General features: G+C 62.7%; 17 protein-coding genes. 11 read left to right on the forward strand and 6 right to left on the reverse strand.

Going from position 1 to position 16,133, the window contains the following annotated elements; translation table 11 throughout:
- Positions 1-7: 7 nt before the first annotated feature.
- On the reverse strand, positions 8-811 hold the full coding sequence (locus ACR9WD_RS15525) for a hydroxypyruvate isomerase family protein (RefSeq protein ID WP_190264195.1): 804 nt from the start codon (positions 809-811) through the stop codon (positions 8-10).
- A gap of 365 nt (positions 812-1,176) precedes the next feature.
- Between ACR9WD_RS15525 and ACR9WD_RS15530 the strand changes: the two genes are divergently transcribed.
- The 3 genes from ACR9WD_RS15530 (at position 1,177) to ACR9WD_RS15540 (ending at position 3,733) form a co-directional block, all read left to right on the forward strand.
- Positions 1,177-1,302, forward strand: coding sequence for a hypothetical protein (locus tag ACR9WD_RS15530; protein WP_255372330.1), 126 nt, complete (start codon positions 1,177-1,179; stop codon positions 1,300-1,302).
- A 182-nt stretch (positions 1,303-1,484) separates the two neighbouring features.
- On the forward strand, positions 1,485-2,978 hold the full coding sequence (locus ACR9WD_RS15535) for an NCS1 family nucleobase:cation symporter-1 (RefSeq protein WP_223309004.1): 1,494 nt from the start codon (positions 1,485-1,487) through the stop codon (positions 2,976-2,978).
- 8 nt (positions 2,979-2,986) lie between these two features.
- On the forward strand, positions 2,987-3,733 hold the full coding sequence (locus tag ACR9WD_RS15540) for an aspartate/glutamate racemase family protein (RefSeq protein ID WP_038992932.1): 747 nt from the start codon (positions 2,987-2,989) through the stop codon (positions 3,731-3,733).
- Positions 3,734-4,065: 332 nt separating this feature from the next.
- Here the strand turns inward: ACR9WD_RS15540 and ACR9WD_RS15545 are convergent, their stop codons facing one another.
- Together ACR9WD_RS15545 and ACR9WD_RS15550 are read right to left on the reverse strand one after the other, a co-directional pair.
- Positions 4,066-4,827 (reverse strand): hypothetical protein, encoded by a 762-nt coding sequence (locus tag ACR9WD_RS15545; protein ID WP_190264196.1) that lies wholly within the window; start codon positions 4,825-4,827, stop codon positions 4,066-4,068.
- Between the two features lie 83 nt (positions 4,828-4,910).
- Positions 4,911-5,597: an SDR family oxidoreductase gene (locus ACR9WD_RS15550; protein WP_190264197.1), complete on the reverse strand. Its 687-nt coding sequence runs from the start codon at positions 5,595-5,597 to the stop codon at positions 4,911-4,913.
- Positions 5,598-5,773: 176 nt separating this feature from the next.
- Here ACR9WD_RS15550 and ACR9WD_RS15555 point away from each other — a divergent pair, with 176 nt between their 5' ends.
- From ACR9WD_RS15555 to ACR9WD_RS15580, 6 genes are all read left to right on the forward strand, one after another.
- A complete protein-coding gene (locus ACR9WD_RS15555) occupies positions 5,774-5,986 on the forward strand; it encodes a hypothetical protein (protein WP_038992925.1) in 213 nt (70 codons plus the stop codon).
- A 34-nt stretch (positions 5,987-6,020) separates the two neighbouring features.
- Complete coding sequence (locus ACR9WD_RS15560) at positions 6,021-6,554, forward strand: DUF488 domain-containing protein (RefSeq protein ID WP_223308824.1); 534 nt, start codon at positions 6,021-6,023, stop codon at positions 6,552-6,554.
- A gap of 336 nt (positions 6,555-6,890) precedes the next feature.
- Positions 6,891-7,877 (forward strand): siderophore ABC transporter substrate-binding protein, encoded by a 987-nt coding sequence (locus ACR9WD_RS15565; protein WP_121867596.1) that lies wholly within the window; start codon positions 6,891-6,893, stop codon positions 7,875-7,877.
- Between the two features lie 93 nt (positions 7,878-7,970).
- The gene (locus tag ACR9WD_RS15570) at positions 7,971-8,951 is read left to right on the forward strand and encodes an ABC transporter permease (protein WP_190264198.1); all 981 of its coding nucleotides are present in this window, start codon (positions 7,971-7,973) and stop codon (positions 8,949-8,951) included.
- Between the two features lie 4 nt (positions 8,952-8,955).
- Positions 8,956-9,990 carry an iron chelate uptake ABC transporter family permease subunit gene (locus ACR9WD_RS15575; protein WP_190264199.1) on the forward strand — a complete coding sequence of 345 codons (1,035 nt, stop codon included), beginning with the start codon at positions 8,956-8,958 and terminating at the stop codon, positions 9,988-9,990.
- The gene (locus ACR9WD_RS15580) at positions 9,987-10,742 is read left to right on the forward strand and encodes an iron ABC transporter ATP-binding protein (RefSeq protein WP_038992921.1); all 756 of its coding nucleotides are present in this window, start codon (positions 9,987-9,989) and stop codon (positions 10,740-10,742) included. Before ACR9WD_RS15575 ends, ACR9WD_RS15580 begins: the two co-directional genes overlap by 4 nt.
- Positions 10,743-10,871: 129 nt before the next feature.
- Here ACR9WD_RS15580 and ACR9WD_RS15585 read toward each other — a convergent pair whose 3' ends face one another.
- The 3 genes from ACR9WD_RS15585 to ACR9WD_RS15595 form a co-directional block, all read right to left on the reverse strand.
- Positions 10,872-11,465: a GNAT family N-acetyltransferase gene (locus tag ACR9WD_RS15585; RefSeq protein ID WP_149597509.1), complete on the reverse strand. Its 594-nt coding sequence runs from the start codon at positions 11,463-11,465 to the stop codon at positions 10,872-10,874.
- Positions 11,466-11,515: 50 nt separating this feature from the next.
- The gene (locus ACR9WD_RS15590; protein ID WP_190264200.1) at positions 11,516-12,736 is read right to left on the reverse strand and encodes an MFS transporter; all 1,221 of its coding nucleotides are present in this window, start codon (positions 12,734-12,736) and stop codon (positions 11,516-11,518) included.
- 139 nt (positions 12,737-12,875) lie between these two features.
- The gene (locus ACR9WD_RS15595; protein ID WP_190264201.1) at positions 12,876-13,658 is read right to left on the reverse strand and encodes a carbonic anhydrase; all 783 of its coding nucleotides are present in this window, start codon (positions 13,656-13,658) and stop codon (positions 12,876-12,878) included.
- Positions 13,659-13,887: 229 nt separating this feature from the next.
- Between ACR9WD_RS15595 and ACR9WD_RS15600 the strand changes: the two genes are divergently transcribed.
- Together ACR9WD_RS15600 and ACR9WD_RS15605 are read left to right on the forward strand one after the other, a co-directional pair.
- Positions 13,888-14,523 carry a TetR/AcrR family transcriptional regulator gene (locus ACR9WD_RS15600; RefSeq protein ID WP_190264202.1) on the forward strand — a complete coding sequence of 212 codons (636 nt, stop codon included), beginning with the start codon at positions 13,888-13,890 and terminating at the stop codon, positions 14,521-14,523.
- 4 nt (positions 14,524-14,527) lie between these two features.
- Positions 14,528-16,132: a carboxyl transferase domain-containing protein gene (locus ACR9WD_RS15605; protein WP_190264203.1), complete on the forward strand. Its 1,605-nt coding sequence runs from the start codon at positions 14,528-14,530 to the stop codon at positions 16,130-16,132.
- Position 16,133: the final 1 nt, after the last annotated feature.

The following is a 16,133-nucleotide window of genomic DNA, read 5'->3' on the forward strand; positions in this document are numbered from 1 at the left end:
GTGTTCTCTAGGCGGTTGCGTTGCTGCTGGCGGTCTGCAGCCAGTCGAACGCTGTGGCGGCGTCCTGCTTGTATTCCAGGGCGACCTTGCCGGTGTAGCCCAGCTCGCGTGAGCGGGCGATCCAGTCCAGCAGCGGCAGGTTTCCGGTGCCCGGAGCTCCGCGGCCTGGCGCGTCGGCGATCTGGATGTGGCCGAAGTCCTTGGCATGCGCCTCGATGACGGCGGGCACATCATCGCCGTTGACTGACAGGTGGTAGAAGTCGGCCAGCAGCGCGATGTTGCTTTCGCCCTGGGCCTTGACGGCGTCAACGACTGCGAGCGCCTGGGCCGCGGTCTTCAGCGGGTAGGCTTCGGTGCCGGAGACCGGCTCGATCAGCACGGTGCCGCCCACCTTGGCCACGCCCTGGGCCGCGGCCACCAGGTTCTCCAAGGCCAGTGCGTCCTGGGCCGCCTGGTCGGCACCCTCGATGCGGTTGCCGTACAGGGCGTTGAAGGCCTTGCAGCCGGTTGCTTCGGCGATGGCCACTACGGCATCGATGTTGTCCTTGAATTCGGCTTCGCGTCCCAGCCAGGAAACCAAGCCGCGGTCGCCTGCCGGCATGTCGCCGGCGAAGAAGTTCAGTCCGTCGAGCTGGACGCCGGCGTTGGCCAGCGAGGCGACGAATTCGTCGACCTGCTTATCGGAAGGCGCTGCTTCGTTGAATGGCCACCAGAATTCGACGCTGTCGAAACCTGCCTGCTTGGCGGCATCCGCGCGCTCAAGCAGCGGCAACTCGGTGAGGAGGATCGAGCAGTTCAGAGTGTAGGACACTGGATTTCCCTTCAAGAACGCCTTCCAATAATTCCGCTTTATGGAAGTTAGCTTTTGCTTTATGAAAACTCTAGAACGAGACGCCGATCACTGTCAAGCAGGTTTCCCGGCAATTTGCCACTGCGTAAAAAAGGTACGCAAAAGCCTGAATTCACAGCGTTCTCGCGGTCGCGGGATCCTGCGCAACCCGGGCAAAGCGTCGCCCACCTGCGGGTTTGCGGAATCAATAAAGTGTTCCGGAAATCCCATGAAATATCACCCTGCGAAATTATCATCTTCTATTGCGATAATGTGATACAGCACATACAGTGGTGGGTACTCACCTGGCACATATCTCGGAGTGACTACCTAGCTCAGGAGCAGCCATGCTTTATCCATCGTGCTTCACGCACAGCGTGCAGCGGCTCGCCGCGGCACCACGCCCGGCCATGCCGCTTCTCGGCTCGCCGGCCGAGTTCTACGCTAATTTCGGACAGCCGATCTACCCGTAAGCGGGCCCGCCTCGCTGCCTTGCGCCCCCGCACGGCAGGCACGGGCCGTTGCACTCAACGTTCCGCTTCCCCCAGATTTGTCATTTTCCCTGCTGCAGTGCGCCCGGATGCGCCGTGCCCGGATTCATGACCCTTTGACAAGGATGTCCATCATGTCGCAAAAGACCCCTGAAATGGTGCCCATGGACGCACCGCAGGAAAACCCGCCCGCGATCGACCGGGTCAATCCCTTCGAACTGAGCGCTTCGCTCTACAACCAGGACCTGGCACCAACCACCCGCAAGGGACGCACCTGGAACTCCTACAGCATCTTCACCCTGTGGGCCAACGACGTGCACTCGCTGGGCAATTACACCTTCGCCATCGGGCTCTTCGCATTGGGCATGAGCGGCTGGCAGATCCTCGGCGCCTTGGGCATCGGAGCGGTCCTGCTCTTCGCGCTGCTGAATTTCTCGGGGTTCATGGGCGAGAAGACCGGCGTCCCTTTCCCTGTGATGAGCCGCATCGCCTTTGGCATCACCGGCGCCCAGATCCCGGCGTTGCTGCGCGGGGCCGTGGCCATCGCCTGGTTCGGCATCCAGACCTACCTGGCCGCCCAGGTCCTCTCGGTCATGGTGATCGCCGTGGCGCCGGGCTCCGCGGCCCTGGAGCAGACCAGCTTCCTGGGGCTGAATACGCTTGGCTGGATCTGCTTCGTGGTCCTGTGGGCCGTGCAGCTGGTGATCGTCAGCTACGGCATGGAAATGATCCGCAAGTACGAGGCCTTCGCCGGCCCGGTCATCCTGGTCACCTTCCTGGGCCTGGCTATCTGGATGCTGTTCGAATCCGGCTTCAACGTGTCGATGAGCACCGGCGAGCCGAAGTCCGGCGTCGAGATGTGGACCGCGATGTTCGGTGCGGCCGCCCTGTGGGTTTCGATCTATGGCACTTTCGTCCTGAATTTCTGCGACTTCACCCGCGGCGCATCCTCCAAGAAAGCCATCGTCAAGGGCAATTTCTTCGGCATTCCGCTGAACATGCTGTTCTTCGGTGCCATCGTGGTGGTGCTCGCCGGCACGCAGTTCTCCATTAACGGCCAGGTCATCACCTCGCCATCGGATATCGTCGGAGCCATCCCGAACACCGTGCTGCTGCTGCTGGCCTCCGCCGCCCTGCTGGTGCTGACCATCGCGGTGAACCTGATGGCCAATTTCGTCGCACCGACCTACGCGTTGACCAACCTGTTCCCGAAGAAGCTGAACTTCCGTGCCGCCGCACTGATCTCCGGTGTCATCGGACTGGTCATCCTGCCTTGGAACCTGTACAACTCCCCCGAGATCATCAACTACTTCCTGGGCGGCCTGGGCGCGCTGCTCGGCCCGCTGTTCGGCATCATCATGGCCGACTACTGGCTGATCCGCAAAGCCCGGATCAACGTCATGGACCTGTACCGCTCGGATGCCGATGGCACCTACTACTTCACCCGCGGCGTGAACTACCGGGCCGTCGGAGCACTGGTGATCAGCTCGGTCATCGCACTGGTGCTGGCCTTCGTTCCCGCCCTGCACGTTGTTGGCCCGTTCGCCTGGTTCCTGGGTTCGGGCGCCGGCGCCCTGGCCTACCTGGCCCTGGCCAAGCGCCAGCACGATTTGGCAGACATCGATGGCGAGCCGATCGCCGTGGCACCAACCCACTAGGACTACTCATGCGCATTCTGATCCTGAACGTCAACACCACGCAATCCATGACCCGCGCCATCGGGGATTCCGCCCGGCAGGTCGCCTCGCCCGGCACCGAAATCGTCGAGCTGACCCCGGACTTCGGGGCCGATTCCTGCGAAGGCAATTTCGAAAGCTATCTGGCCGCCATCGCCGTAATGGACAAGGTGGTCCGCTACACCGAGCCTTTCGACGCGGTCATCCAGGCGGGCTACGGGGAGCACGGCCGCGAGGGCCTGCAGGAGCTGCTGGATGTCCCGGTTGTGGACATCACCGAAGCCGCCGCCTCCACCGCCCAATTCCTCGGCCACAAGTATTCGGTGGTTACCACGCTGGACCGCACGGTGCCGCTGATCGAGGACCGGTTGAAATTGGCTGGCCTGACCGACCGGCTCGCCTCGGTGCGTGCCAGCGGGCTGGGCGTGCTGGAACTGGAATCCGATCCGCAGCGCGCGGTGGCGGCCATTGTCGAGCAATCCCGCCAAGCGGTCGAGCAGGACAAGGCCGAAGTGATCTGCCTGGGCTGCGGCGGCATGGCCGAGCTGGAGGACCAGGTGCGGCTGGCCACCGGCGTGCCGATTGTCGATGGCGTGCGTGCGGCGGTAACCATCGCCGAATCGCTGGTCCGGATGGGGCTGAGCACCTCCAAGGTGCGCACCTACGCTCCCCCGCGGCCCAAAACCGTAACCGGCTTTCCGATGGTCCCGGCGACCGCCGGCCTGGCGAGCCGCTGAATGCCAAGCCAAATGGCAGGCCCAGCCCAGCGAGCTCACAGTCAGCCGTTCTAGAGTAATAAGTACCTCATGAAGGTGCGAGTGATGACAAAAGGGAACCCCGGTGCTTCGGCACCGGGGTTCCCTTGATTTTCGGACCATTTCCCAGCCCCCGGCCGCACACTGCCACGAAGTAGCCCCTGCATCCTGCTCGCTGGAGACGCATCTGCCCGCACTGCAACAGTCATCTTCAACCGCCACGCCGCCAAGAAGTCCCGACATGTTCTGGACAGCAGGTTACCCCGGGCCCTAGGGACACCGGGGCAACCTGCTGCTGCACAGCCGGGCGAAGATCAGGAGAATTCAGGCACCTTCGGCGATGCCATGTTCTGCGCGAAGAACTCGGCCAGTTCCGCACGGGCAGCCAGCGGCAGCACCTGGGCTACATACATGTCCGGGCGGACGACGACCAGGGCACCTGCCCGATCGATCCCGCGCTCGGTGAAGATGTCCTGGTGCCCGATCGCCGTGTAGACCTTTTCCCAGTCCATGATCTGCGCCTGGCCCACCTTCGGGAGGAACCGCCGCGGCACCTTATTGATGTCCACGTCGTGGTAATCCTGCTGGTAGATCACCTTGGCATCGAAAACGCTGTCGATATCTTGGCCCTCAGCGGTGTACGCGGTGCTTGGCGAATCGGCGGAATGCTCCAGCCAGTCGGCGAGCGCGGCAACCTCCTGCCCCGATTCGTCGGCAAAGGCGTTGAGCCGCCAGCGCCCATCGGCACGGAAGTGGTGCCCCAGGTGCACCGTGGTGGTATCGCACACGCGGGAGACCTGCGCGGACTTGAAGCGCATGCCCACCGGGAAGCCTTCGGCCAGCTGCTGGTGCTCGGTGCCGCCGGTCAGCGAGGACTGCTCGTATCTGGTGTCGAAGCCGCCCGGGAAGTTGGCGGTATTCACGAAGAAGTCGACGATCTCGTGCGGGCCCTCCATTTCCTCCGGGCTGCGCGACATCATCGCCGACCATTCCTTGTCGTAGTCGATGAGCTTCTGCGCTACGTCCTGGCGCTCTTCGTTGTAGGTTTTCAGCAGGGACCCGTCGCTGCGGATCATGGTCACATGATCCCACCGGTTGCCCGCGGGCAGAAGCCCGGGCATCCACTCAGTGGAAGCCGCGGACCTCTATCCCGCACACCCTAGAGGATCGCTTCGACGATCGGCATCTTGCCGTCGTAGAAGTTCACCGTGGTCCGGCGTGCCGCATTGTTGGCCACCACATGGGTGATCACTTCCGCGACATTCTCGCGGGAGGTCTGCATCCTCTCGCCGTCAGCGTCCGAATCCTTGAGGTTCCCCGCCTCGTCGGCCAGCACCACATGCTTGCTTGCAGGCTCCAAAGTCAGCGCGCCCGGGCCCAGGATCGTGTAGTCAAGGTCGGTGCCGCGCAGGAAGGCATCCGCGTCGTGCTTGGCCTTGGCATAGGGGTAGAAGGAGTTGGACGGGTCCAGGTTGTCCACGTCGACCAGCGCACGGCTGTAGGAGACCATCACGAAACGGTCCACCCCGGCCTGCTTGGCAGCCTTCATGGATCGCACTGCCGCCTCGTAATCCACGGCGCGGGTGCGCTGCTCGTTGCCGCCGCCGGCTCCCGCCGAGAACACAATGGCACTGGCACCGGTGAAGGCTTCCGCCAGCTGGTCCACCTCGGCGCTCTCGATATCGAGGACCACCGGCTTGGCACCTGCTGCCTTGATGTCGGCGGCGTGCTCGGGGTTGCGGATCAGCGAATCGACCGCGTAGCCGCGATCAGCCAGCTTGGGAGCCGCCAGCAGGGCGACCTTCCCGTGTCCGCCAATGAGTACTACTCGATTTCCTTCAGCCATGAATTGCTCCTTCTGGTTGATGCTCGTATCTGGCACAACGAGGCCTGCCTTGAGCCTATTCCCTTTACCCGCGCCGCCGACCTCTTCCTGAGTGGTAGCTCAATTGACAGCCTTCTTGCTGGCAATCGGCGTATTCTCTGCTTTATAGCATTCGCACTCAACCGAGGATGAAGCTCATGAAGCATAAAACCCTGAATTTGGAACTCAGCAACGACCAGTTCGCAGATTTGGCCAATGCCTTGGAAGACCACCGGGACTACTTCAAGAAACGTGCCGATGAAGCGTCCCTCGGTTTCGGGCTCGATACCGGTTACTGGCAGTCGCGCGCTGCCGAGGTCCAGGAGCTGCTACAACTGGTGCTCAGCTCCGCCAAGCACGAACAGCACTAGCCCGTTTCCTATTCTCTTCCAGGGAGCCAGCACTTTGCCCGCCAGGATTTTCACCATTGGACACTCAACAAGATCCATTGAGGATTTCCTCGCTCTGCTGATGCAGCACGGAATCATGCAGGTGGTGGACGTTCGCAAGCTGGCCGGATCCCGCAAGTTCCCGCAGTTCAACTCCGATGCCTTGCAAGCCTCGTTGAAAGCGGCAGGAATCGGCCTGCATCGCGAGGAGGCTCTGGCCGGCAGGCGCCCGGTGAGCCAGAGCGTCGATTTCGAGGTCAACGCGTGGTGGAGGAACCGCAGCTTCCATAATTACGCCGACCACGCACTCGGCGATGATTTCCTCCACGCAATCCAGCAACTCCAAGAGCGGGCCGTCGGCCAGAAGATTGCGATCATGTGCGCCGAAGCGGTGTGGTGGCGTTGCCACCGCCGAATCATTGCCGATTACCTCTTGGCCCGCGGCGCCGAAGTCCTCCATATCATTGATGGACCCGAGGCCAAGGCCGCTGAGCTGAGCCCTGGCGCCGTGATTGGCCCGCAGCTGAGGATTACCTACCCGGCCGCCTGATACGCGGCGGGAAAGATTAGGCAATAATGCCCTTTATTCCGTCATGGAAATCGTTACCGGTGCAATTCATGACGTTCCCTGACGCGGCCGTCGAAGCAATATGGACTAATTAAACAAGGTGGACGGTCGTTATTTACCCCGGAAATCGCCCAGTCAACTAGGGGCAACCTCGGAAAGTGCCAAATTTTCCTGCTGTGCCCCGCGCGTAGTTCGGGCATTCGGGTGATTTACCTAACATAAGGGCGGCTTAGCTTAATTCGCTCAGATAAGGCTAAGCTAATTATGAGATCACTCAATAGCGCAACCAACGCCGGTTGCTGTTCGAAGAAGGAATACATGTCCTCCATGAAGCTTCGCGCTGCCGCACTGCTGAGCATCGCCGCGCTGTCCCTGACCGCTTGCGGTTCCGCAACCGATACCGCTGCCGAGGCCAAGGCCGGCGATGCCAAGACTGTCACCATCACCGACAACGAAGGCGAGAAGACCATCACGGTTCCCGCAAAGTCTGTCGTTGCAACCGATAACCGCACCTTCGAGACCCTCGATTCCTGGGGCATCGAGCTGACCGCAGGCGCCGTGTCCCTGATGCCGGACACCATCTCCTACACCAAGGACGAGAAGATCCTGGATTTGGGAAGCCATAAGGAACCAAACCTGGAATCGGTAGTCACCGTCGACCCTGACCTGATCATCAACGGCCAGCGCTACACCCAGCACGCCGAGAAGTTCAAGGAACTGGCACCAGAGGCCACCATCGTTTCCCTCGACCCACGCGAAGGCGAGCCATTCAACACCGAGCTGGAACGCCAGGTCACCACCCTGGGCGAAATCTTCGGCAAGCAGGCCGAGGCCAAGAAGCTCGTTGAGGATTTCCAGGCCGCCGAGAAGCGCGTAACCGATGCCTACAACAAGGACGAGACCGTCATGGGCCTGATCGCCTCGGGCGGCGAGCTGGGCTACTCGGCTCCGACCACCGGCCGCACCGTCGGCCCGATGTTCGACTTCCTGGGCCTGACCCCGGCCCTGGAGCTCGAAGAGTCCTCCACCGACCACGAGGGCGACGACGTTTCGGTCGAGGCCATCGCCAAGTCGAACCCTGACTGGATCATCGTCATGGACCGCGACGCAGCTGTTGCCGCTGATGGTGCCGACTACCAGCCTGCCAAGGAACTGCTGGAGAATTCCGAAGCGTTGCAGAACGTCACTGCTGCCAAGGAAGCCCAGGTTATCGTGATGCCGGCTGACACATACACCAACGAGAGCATCCAGACCTACACCGAGTTCCTGAATGATTTCGCTGACGCCTTGGAAGCTGCCAAGTAAGCGTCTTGAACTCCCCTGGCCTCTAGTGGCGAAGCCGGATTCCGGCTTCGCCACTAGAGGCGCATTCCCACCACATATTTCCACGGCGGCATTATGACAAGCACGACCCTCCCGGCCCGGACCAAGAGCAAGGTCCTCACCGGCAAACTCGCACTGGGCATCCTCGCGGTGCTGGTGCTGCTGGCGTTCTCGCTGTTCACCGGCGTCTACGACATCTTCGGCAAGGACGACGGCGCGATGATGTTCGCCGTCACGCGCATTCCGCGCACCATCGCACTGGTGCTCGCCGGTGCCGCCATGGCCATGAGCGGATTGGTCATGCAGCTGCTGACCCAGAACCGCTTCGTGGAGCCGACCACCACCGGCACCACCGAATGGGCTGGCCTTGGCCTGCTGACCATGCTGGTCTTCTTCCCCACCGCCACCCTGCTGGCAAAGATGAGCGTGGCGATTGCCTTCGCCTTCATTGGCACCATGATCTTCTTCCTGTTCCTGCAGCGGGTTTCGCTCAAGGCCTCGCTGACCGTGCCGATCGTGGGCATCATGCTCGGCTCCGTGGTCGGCGCCTTCTCAACCTTCTTCGCCCTGTCCACCGACAAGCTGCAGTCCATGGGCATCTGGCTGGCCGGCTCCTTCACCTCAGTGATCCGCGGGCAGTACGAGGTGCTGTGGATCGTGGCCATCGTGGCAGTAGCCATCTACATCGTTGCCGACCGCTTAACCGTGGCCGGTTTGGGCGAGGAAATCGCCACCAACGTGGGCCTGAACTACCGCCAGGTGATGCTGCTGGGCACCGCGCTGATCGCTGTCGCCACCGGCGTGGTCACTGTGGTCATTGGCAATCTGCCATTCCTCGGGTTGATCGTGCCGAATATCGTCTCGATGGTCCGCGGCGACGACCTGCGCAGCAACCTGCCCTGGGTCTGCCTGCTGGGCATCGCGATCACCACGATCTGCGATCTTGTAGGCCGCACCATCATCATGCCGTTCGAGGTTCCGGTCTCGCTGATCCTGGGCGTGCTCGGCGCCGTCGTTTTCATCTTCCTGCTCCTGAGGCAGCGGAAAATTGGCTAATCTCATGACTCACCCCGCCTTGGGCACCCATCACGCCGGACGCTCGGCAGGCCCGCTTCCCACCAAGCAGGTCCGCAAGCGCTACTGGATCACCCTGTCCATCATGATCGGGCTGGCCCTGTTCTTCGGCATCGGCCTGCTCGCATGGGACAACCCCATGCCCTTCGGCTCCGACGGCTTCTGGATCATCGCCAAGCTGCGCGCCAGCAACATCCTGACCATGGTGATCGTGGCGGCCTGCCAGGCCATCGCCACCGTCGCCTTCCAGACGGTCACCAACAACCGCATCATCACCCCATCGATCATGGGCTTCGAAGCCTTGTACCGCGTGGTGCAGACCGGCGCGGTCTTCGTGCTGGGCGTGGCCGGCGTGACCTTCTTTACCGGGGTCAGCCAGTTCGTGTTGCAAGTGGCGATCATGGTGGGCCTGTCGGTGGCGCTGTACGGCTCGCTGCTGTCCGGCAAGCTGGGCAACATCCAGATCATGCTGCTGGTGGGCATCATCATCGGCACCGGGCTGGGTTCCATCGCCACGTTCATGCAGCGCCTGCTGACCCCGAGCGAATTCGACGTGCTCACCGCACGCCTGTTCGGCTCGATGGCCAACGCCGACATGAGCTACATGCCGGTGGCCATCCCGCTGGTGCTGATCGCCGGCGGCTACCTGGTGCTGTCCTCCAAGAAGATGAACATCCTCGCCCTGGGCAAGGAAACCACCATCAATCTGGGCATCAACCACCGCCGCGAAGTCATGAAGTCCCTGTTCTTCATCTCCATCCTCATGGCGGTCACCACCGCGCTGGTTGGCCCGCTGACCTTCCTCGGCTTCCTGGTGGCCACCTTGGCCTACCAGCTGGCCGACACCTATGACCACCGCTTCATCTACCCGATGTCATTCCTCATCGGCTTCGTGGTCCTGGCCGGCGCCTACTTCATCATGAAGAACGTCTTTTACGCCGAAGGCGTGGTCGGCATCATCATCGAAGCCGTCGGCGGCATTACCTTCTTGATCTTCATCCTGCGAAAGGGCCGGCTGTGATTACCCTCAATTCCGTCAGCAAGCAGTACAGCTCCACGGTCTCCATCGGCCCGGTCAGCTTGGAAATCCCCACCGGCGGGATCACCGCGCTGGTTGGCCCGAACGGAGCTGGCAAGTCCACCATGCTCACCATGGTCGGGCGCCTGCTGGGCATCGACCAGGGCTCCATCGAGGTCTCCGGCTACGACGTGTCCAAGACCAATTCCAAGGACCTGGCCAAGATCGTCTCGATCCTGCGACAGGAGAACCACTTCGTCACCCGCCTGACCGTGCGCCAGCTGGTGGGCTTCGGCCGCTACCCGCACTCCAAGGGCCGGCTGACCCAGGCCGATGAAGAGATCATCTCGCGCTCCATCGACTTCCTGGATCTGGGCGAACTGGAAGCCCGCTACCTGGATGAGCTTTCCGGCGGCCAGCGCCAGCGCGCCTACGTGGCCATGGTTCTGGCTCAGGACACCGACACGGTGCTGCTAGATGAGCCGCTGAACAACTTGGACATGAAGCACTCGGTAGTGATGATGCAGCACCTGCAGCGCGCTGCCCGCGAGCTGAACCGAACCATCGTGATCGTGCTGCACGACATCAATTTCGCCGGGCACTACGCGGACTACATCTGCGCCATGAAGCAGGGCAAGGTGGTGCACTTCGGCACCCCGACGCAGATCATGCAGGACGAAATCCTCAGCGAAGTTTTCGAGACTCCGGTCAACGTTGTTCCGGGCCCCAGCGGCCCGCTGGCGGTGTACTACTGAGCCCGCGCAACTTCTGCACAGCAAGACCCCATGTGCACAGCAAGACCCCATGACCGTCAGTGGTCACGGGGTCTTGCTGTGTCTCGGCAACTTTGATGAGGTTCCCATGCTAAAACTCGAAGAGCCCCTTCAGCAGGAAGTCGAGTCCGTCCATTCCTCGGCCAACAGCGCATAGGCCATGGAATCCATCCATTCCCCGTTGCGGTGCAGGCTGTCCTTGCGGCCGTAGAATTCCTTGCGCATCCCCACGCGCTCCATCAATTTCCACGATGGCTCATTGGCAGCGAAGCATTCGGCAGTAATCCGGCGCAAGCCAAGAGGGCCGAAGCACAGGCCGATGGCAGCACGGATCGCTTCGGTGGCGTAGCCTTTGCCGCCGTAGGCCGGGTCGAAGCTCCAGCCGAGGTTGCCTTCAACGCCCTTGCCGTGCTGCGCAATTTCGCTTTGCCCCCAGCCATCGACGATATTCAGCATGACCGTGCCAATCAGCTCAGTCCCCTGGCCGGTATCCAGTTCCACCGCCAGGTCCTTCAGCGGATAGTCCTTCGCAATGAACATGGCGCGGAAATCTTCCAGTGATTCAGGGCCAGCGGTGATCCACTGCGTAACTTCGGCAAGCTGCCGGTAGCGCCAGAGCGCTTCCACATCATCCGGCGTCACCCGGCGCAAGCTCAGCCGCTCGGTGCGTACCGGCCAGCTGATCTTCTTCAGCGCATCTTCCATGCTCCAAGCCTATCCGCAGGTATTCGAGATGAGCGCTAGTCGCGACCGCTTTACTGCACGTCCCCGTCCTCAGGTGATTTCTTTCCGCGCAGCACCGGCGAGCAAATCAGCACTACCAGACCCGCAATGGGGAAAACCAGCAGGGCCAGCCGCAACCCGACATTCTCGGCAAGGAATCCGACCAGTGGCGGCGAGAGCAAGAAGCCCAATCGCATGAGCCAGGAGACAATGCTCAACCCGGTTCCCGGGGACAGGCCCGGCAGCTTGTCGGCTTGGTCCATCACCGCCGGGACCAGAGTTGCCGAGCCGAATCCAGCCGCCACGAAACCCAGCAAGGTGCCCGGCACACTGGGGAACAGCAAAGCCAAGCCCATGCCGAGCGCTATCAGCGCGCCGCCTAACTGGGCCATGCTGCGCTGGCCAAAGCGGTTGACCATCCCATCGCCGAGGATCCGGCCAACGAACTGGGCGCCAACCAAGGCGATGAACCCGCTGGCCGCCAGTGCCGCTGGTGCCCCGAGCTCACCCAGATACAGTGTCGACCAGGAATTTCCGGCATCCTCGACCATCACTCCAGCCACGGAGATCAAGACCAAGGCGCTCATCATCAGCAGCAGCCGGCCGCGGGACCCTGCTGGGCGCGCGGTCCGGATGGCCTCGGCAGCCGGCGGCTCAACGGGTTCGATGGCCGCCTGCTCAGCGGACCGGGGCAGGCAGAATTTCAATGCGATCAGCGCCACCACGGCGAACAGCGCCATCGATATGCCCAAATGCACCGGCAGCGCCAGGTTCAGCTGAATCGCCCCGGCGGCCATCAAGCCGCCAAGCACCGCTCCGACAGACCACAAGGCGTGGAAGGAGTTCAAGATCGAACGCCCATAACGCCGTTGCACCACCAAGCCGTGCGCATTCTGCCCGACATCCGTAATCGAGTCCATGGCACCGCCCACGGCGAAAGCCAGCACCACCCAGAGCACCCCCGGGGCGCTGCCGGCGGCGAGCAATGCCGCACCGGTAGCCATCGTGCCGAAGACGGCAACTTGCGCGGAACCGAATCGGCGCACCAGCGCACCGGCGGCCAACCCGGCAAGGATCGCCCCGACGGGCCACGCCGTAACCAGCAAGCCGTAGCTTGCGGTGTCCAATCCCAGTTCCCGCTTCAACTCGGGAAGACGCGGCGCCATATTGGCAAAAAGCGCTCCATTGGTGAGGAACAGGGCAGCGACTGCTGCACGGGCGCGGGAGTTTGCACTGGGTTCGGTGGCTGTCATGGGGCCTTTCACCGCAGCTGGCTGCGGACTGATCACTGGCGAATGCTGCAATGGCATCCAGCGTCGAGAGTACCAGTGCCGCTGCGACTGCATGGCGGCACCGTGCCGATAAGCCCGGGAGTTGGATTTCTCCGGATGGTCAGCCCTCCAGCCAGCTCACCTCTCCGGTCTCCAGGTCGTAGACCGCCGGCACCACCCGGGTCCGCTGTTCTTCCACCGCCTTGCGGATGATGGCAGAGCGCTCGAGCAGCTGCTCAACCACGGCTCGGGCATTGGCCTGCACCACCGTGTCCACCGCTTCGCTTCCCGATCCCTCGACTCCTGCTGTGCGGGCTACGGGTGCAATCTGTGCGGCGAAGTCTTCCATCTCCCCGGGCAACTGCGGGTTCCCGGCATCTTTCTCCATCGCCTTCAGCGTGCCCGTCACCGCGCCGCAGGCGGTGTGCCCGAGGATCACCAGCAGCGGTACCGAATACGGACTGGAGACAGCGAATTCCATGCTGCCCACCAAGGTGTCATCGAGCACGGCACCGGCTGTCCGGGTGACGAACAGGTCTCCAATCCCCTGGTCGAACAGGAGCTCGGGGGTGACGCGGGAATCCACGCAGCCGTGAATCAATGCGAAGGGGCTCTGGTGCTCGGCTTGATCGCTGCGCCGGTCAAGTGCCTGATTGGGGTGCTCCGGCTTGCCGGCGCAATAGCGCCGGTTTCCGGCGCGCAACACCTGCAGCACTTCGTCGGGGGTCTGCGGCGGTTCGGCCAGATGTGCGCGATCCGCGTCGGGGGCTTGCGGCGAAGCGCAGGCTGCCAGTCCGGCCAGGGCAAGGAACCCGGAAGCGCCGGCGAGCAGACCGCGGCGCGAAGGGCCGGTCGAGGTTGCATCGTTGCATTTGGGGGTTGCTGATTCGGGTTGCGGCATCATGCCTTCCTGTGGCGTCTGATGAGCTGAAAAGCCGGATTATCTATAGCTTGTCAGTAAATAACATCAAGCAGTCTATTGTTATGCATTTGATTCATGAATAGCAGGCGTCATATTTCGGCGAGTTTTAATATGCCGGCAACAGGAGGCTGTGATTGACACCACATCTTTTCTTCGGTTGTATGGACACTGTCAATCGATCGATTGATTCTTGAGGCACAGGGTGGTGTTCATGGAATTGGGAAAGGTCCAGCAAGCAGCCGTAGCCTGCTTTGCCCAGCGCGGCTTCGCTGCCACGGGCATCCGCGAATTGGGCAGCGCGGTGGGGCTGAACTCGGCCACCCTCTACCACTATGTCGGCGGCAAGGAAGACCTGTTGCTGGGCATCATGAACGACTGCCTGACCGCCATGATCTCCGGCGCCAAGCAGGCGCTGGATGGCAGCGCAGATCCGGTGCGCCAGCTTGCTTTGCTCGTCGCCTTCCATGTCGGATTCACCGCCACCAACCCCAGCACCGCACGCGTCACCGAATACGAGATGCGCGCTCTGTCGCCCGCCGCCCGCAAGCAGATGCAGGCGCTGCGCGATGCCTACGAGCAGCTCTTCGCTGACGCGCTGCAGGCCGGCGAGCGCCAGGGCAGTTTCAACACCGTGGATTTGGGCATTGCCCGCCTGGCCCTGATGGAAATGGGCACCGGTGTCTCGCACTGGTATCGCAAGGACGGCCGGCTCTCGCTGGCCGAGGTGCAGCTGAACTTCATCTCCCTGGCCATGCGCATCCTCGCGGTACCCGTCGAATTCCCGCTGCCACCGCAGCAGCTGCCCGTACCCCAGGTAATCGCCAGCGAACCGACCAGCAAGGACTGACTTCGTGAAGACCCTTTCCTCCCAACTGAACCCCGAGCAGTTCGAACGCAACGCCGCCGACCAGGCGCCGCTGCTGGCCGAACTGCACGAACGGCTGGAACGCGCTGCGCGCGGCGGCTCCGAGAAGTCCCGGCAGCGGCATGTGGATCGCGGCAAGCTGCTGCCCCGCGAGCGGGTGGACGCTCTGCTCGATGACGGCTCGCCCTTCCTGGAGATCGCGCCGCTGGCCGCCGAGGACATGTACGAAGGCTCAAGCCCCGGGGCCGGAATGATTGCCGGAATCGGACTGGTGCATGGACGCCATGTCCTGGTCATCGCCAATGACGCCACGGTCAAGGGCGGCACCTACTTCCCGATGACCGTCAAGAAACACCTGCGCGCCCAGGAAATCGCGCTGGAGAACAAGCTCCCGTGCATCTACCTGGTGGATTCGGGCGGAGCGTTCCTGCCGATGCAGGACGAGGTGTTCCCCGACCGCGAGCATTTCGGGCGCATCTTCTACAACCAGGCGCAGCTTTCGGCGGCCAAGATCCCGCAGCTGGCAGCGGTGCTCGGCTCCTGCACCGCCGGCGGCGCCTACGTCCCGGCGATGAGCGACGAGACGGTCATCGTGCGCAACCAGGGCACCATCTTCCTCGGCGGCCCGCCACTGGTGAAGGCGGCCATCGGGGAAATCGTCACGGCCGAGGAATTGGGCGGCGGCGAGTTGCATGCCAAGACCTCCGGGGTGGTGGACCACCTGGCCGAGAACGACGAGCATGCGCTGATGATCATCCGCGATATCGTCTCCACCCTGCCGGCCAACCCGGCCCCCGCCTGGGGCATCGAGGGGCAGGTGGCCGAGCCGCTGTACCCGGGTAGCGAACTGGCCGGCGTGGTGCCGGTGGATGTCAACGCGCCCTACGACGTGCATGAGGTCATCGCCCGCATCGTCGATTCCAGCAAGTTCCACGAGTTCAAGGCCGAATACGGCACCACCCTGGTCACCGGCTTCGCGCACATCCATGGCCACCAGGTGGGCATCATCGCCAATAACGGCGTGCTGTTCTCGGAATCCGCGATGAAGGGCGCGCACTTCATCGAGCTGTGCGACCAGCGCGGCATCCCGTTGCTCTTCCTGCAGAACCTCGCGGGGTTCATGGTGGGCCGCGACTACGAGGCCGATGGCATTGCCAAGCACGGGGCGAAGATGGTCACCGCGGTGGCCACCGCCCGGGTTCCCAAGCTGACCGTGATCATCGGCGGCTCCTTCGGCGCCGGCAACTACTCGATGTGCGGCCGGGCCTACTCCCCGCGCTTCTTGTGGATGTGGCCGAACGCGCGCATCTCGGTGATGGGCGGGGCCCAAGCCTCCTCGGTGCTCTCCACGGTCAAGCGCGACGGGATCGAAGCGGCCGGCGGCAACTGGAGCGATGAGGAAGAGGAAGCGTTCAAGGCGCCAATCCGCGAGCAATACGAAACCCAGGGCAACCCCTACTATTCCACCGCCAGGCTATGGGACGACGGGGTCATCGACCCGGCCGATACCCGCCGGGTGCTCGGCCTGGCCCTGGATGTCTGCGCCCGCCAGCCACTGCCGGAGACCAGCTTCGGCCTCTTCCGGATGTAGT

The organism is Glutamicibacter sp. PAEs-4 (assembly GCF_051161755.1).
In the GTDB taxonomy this organism is placed as follows: Bacteria; Actinomycetota; Actinomycetes; order Actinomycetales; family Micrococcaceae; genus Glutamicibacter; species Glutamicibacter nicotianae.

Excerpts from the sequence above, each read along its gene's own strand:
- ACR9WD_RS15570 (WP_190264198.1), top strand. The coding sequence starts at position 7,971 with ATGACAAGCACGACCCTCCCGGCCCGGACCAAGAGCAAGGTCCTCACC.
- ACR9WD_RS15535 (WP_223309004.1), top strand. The coding sequence starts at position 1,485 with ATGGACGCACCGCAGGAAAACCCGCCCGCGATCGACCGGGTCAATCCC.
- ACR9WD_RS15545 (WP_190264196.1), bottom strand. The coding sequence starts at position 4,827 with ATGATCCGCAGCGACGGGTCCCTGCTGAAAACCTACAACGAAGAGCGC.
- ACR9WD_RS15555 (WP_038992925.1), top strand. The coding sequence starts at position 5,774 with ATGAAGCATAAAACCCTGAATTTGGAACTCAGCAACGACCAGTTCGCA.
- ACR9WD_RS15595 (WP_190264201.1), bottom strand. The coding sequence starts at position 13,658 with ATGATGCCGCAACCCGAATCAGCAACCCCCAAATGCAACGATGCAACC.
- ACR9WD_RS15600 (WP_190264202.1), top strand. The coding sequence starts at position 13,888 with ATGGAATTGGGAAAGGTCCAGCAAGCAGCCGTAGCCTGCTTTGCCCAG.
- ACR9WD_RS15550 (WP_190264197.1), bottom strand. The coding sequence starts at position 5,597 with ATGGCTGAAGGAAATCGAGTAGTACTCATTGGCGGACACGGGAAGGTC.
- ACR9WD_RS15585 (WP_149597509.1), bottom strand. The coding sequence starts at position 11,465 with ATGGAAGATGCGCTGAAGAAGATCAGCTGGCCGGTACGCACCGAGCGG.
- ACR9WD_RS15540 (WP_038992932.1), top strand. The coding sequence starts at position 2,987 with ATGCGCATTCTGATCCTGAACGTCAACACCACGCAATCCATGACCCGC.
- ACR9WD_RS15590 (WP_190264200.1), bottom strand. The coding sequence starts at position 12,736 with ATGACAGCCACCGAACCCAGTGCAAACTCCCGCGCCCGTGCAGCAGTC.
- ACR9WD_RS15575 (WP_190264199.1), top strand. The coding sequence starts at position 8,956 with ATGACTCACCCCGCCTTGGGCACCCATCACGCCGGACGCTCGGCAGGC.
- ACR9WD_RS15530 (WP_255372330.1), top strand. The coding sequence starts at position 1,177 with ATGCTTTATCCATCGTGCTTCACGCACAGCGTGCAGCGGCTCGCCGCG.
- ACR9WD_RS15565 (WP_121867596.1), top strand. The coding sequence starts at position 6,891 with ATGTCCTCCATGAAGCTTCGCGCTGCCGCACTGCTGAGCATCGCCGCG.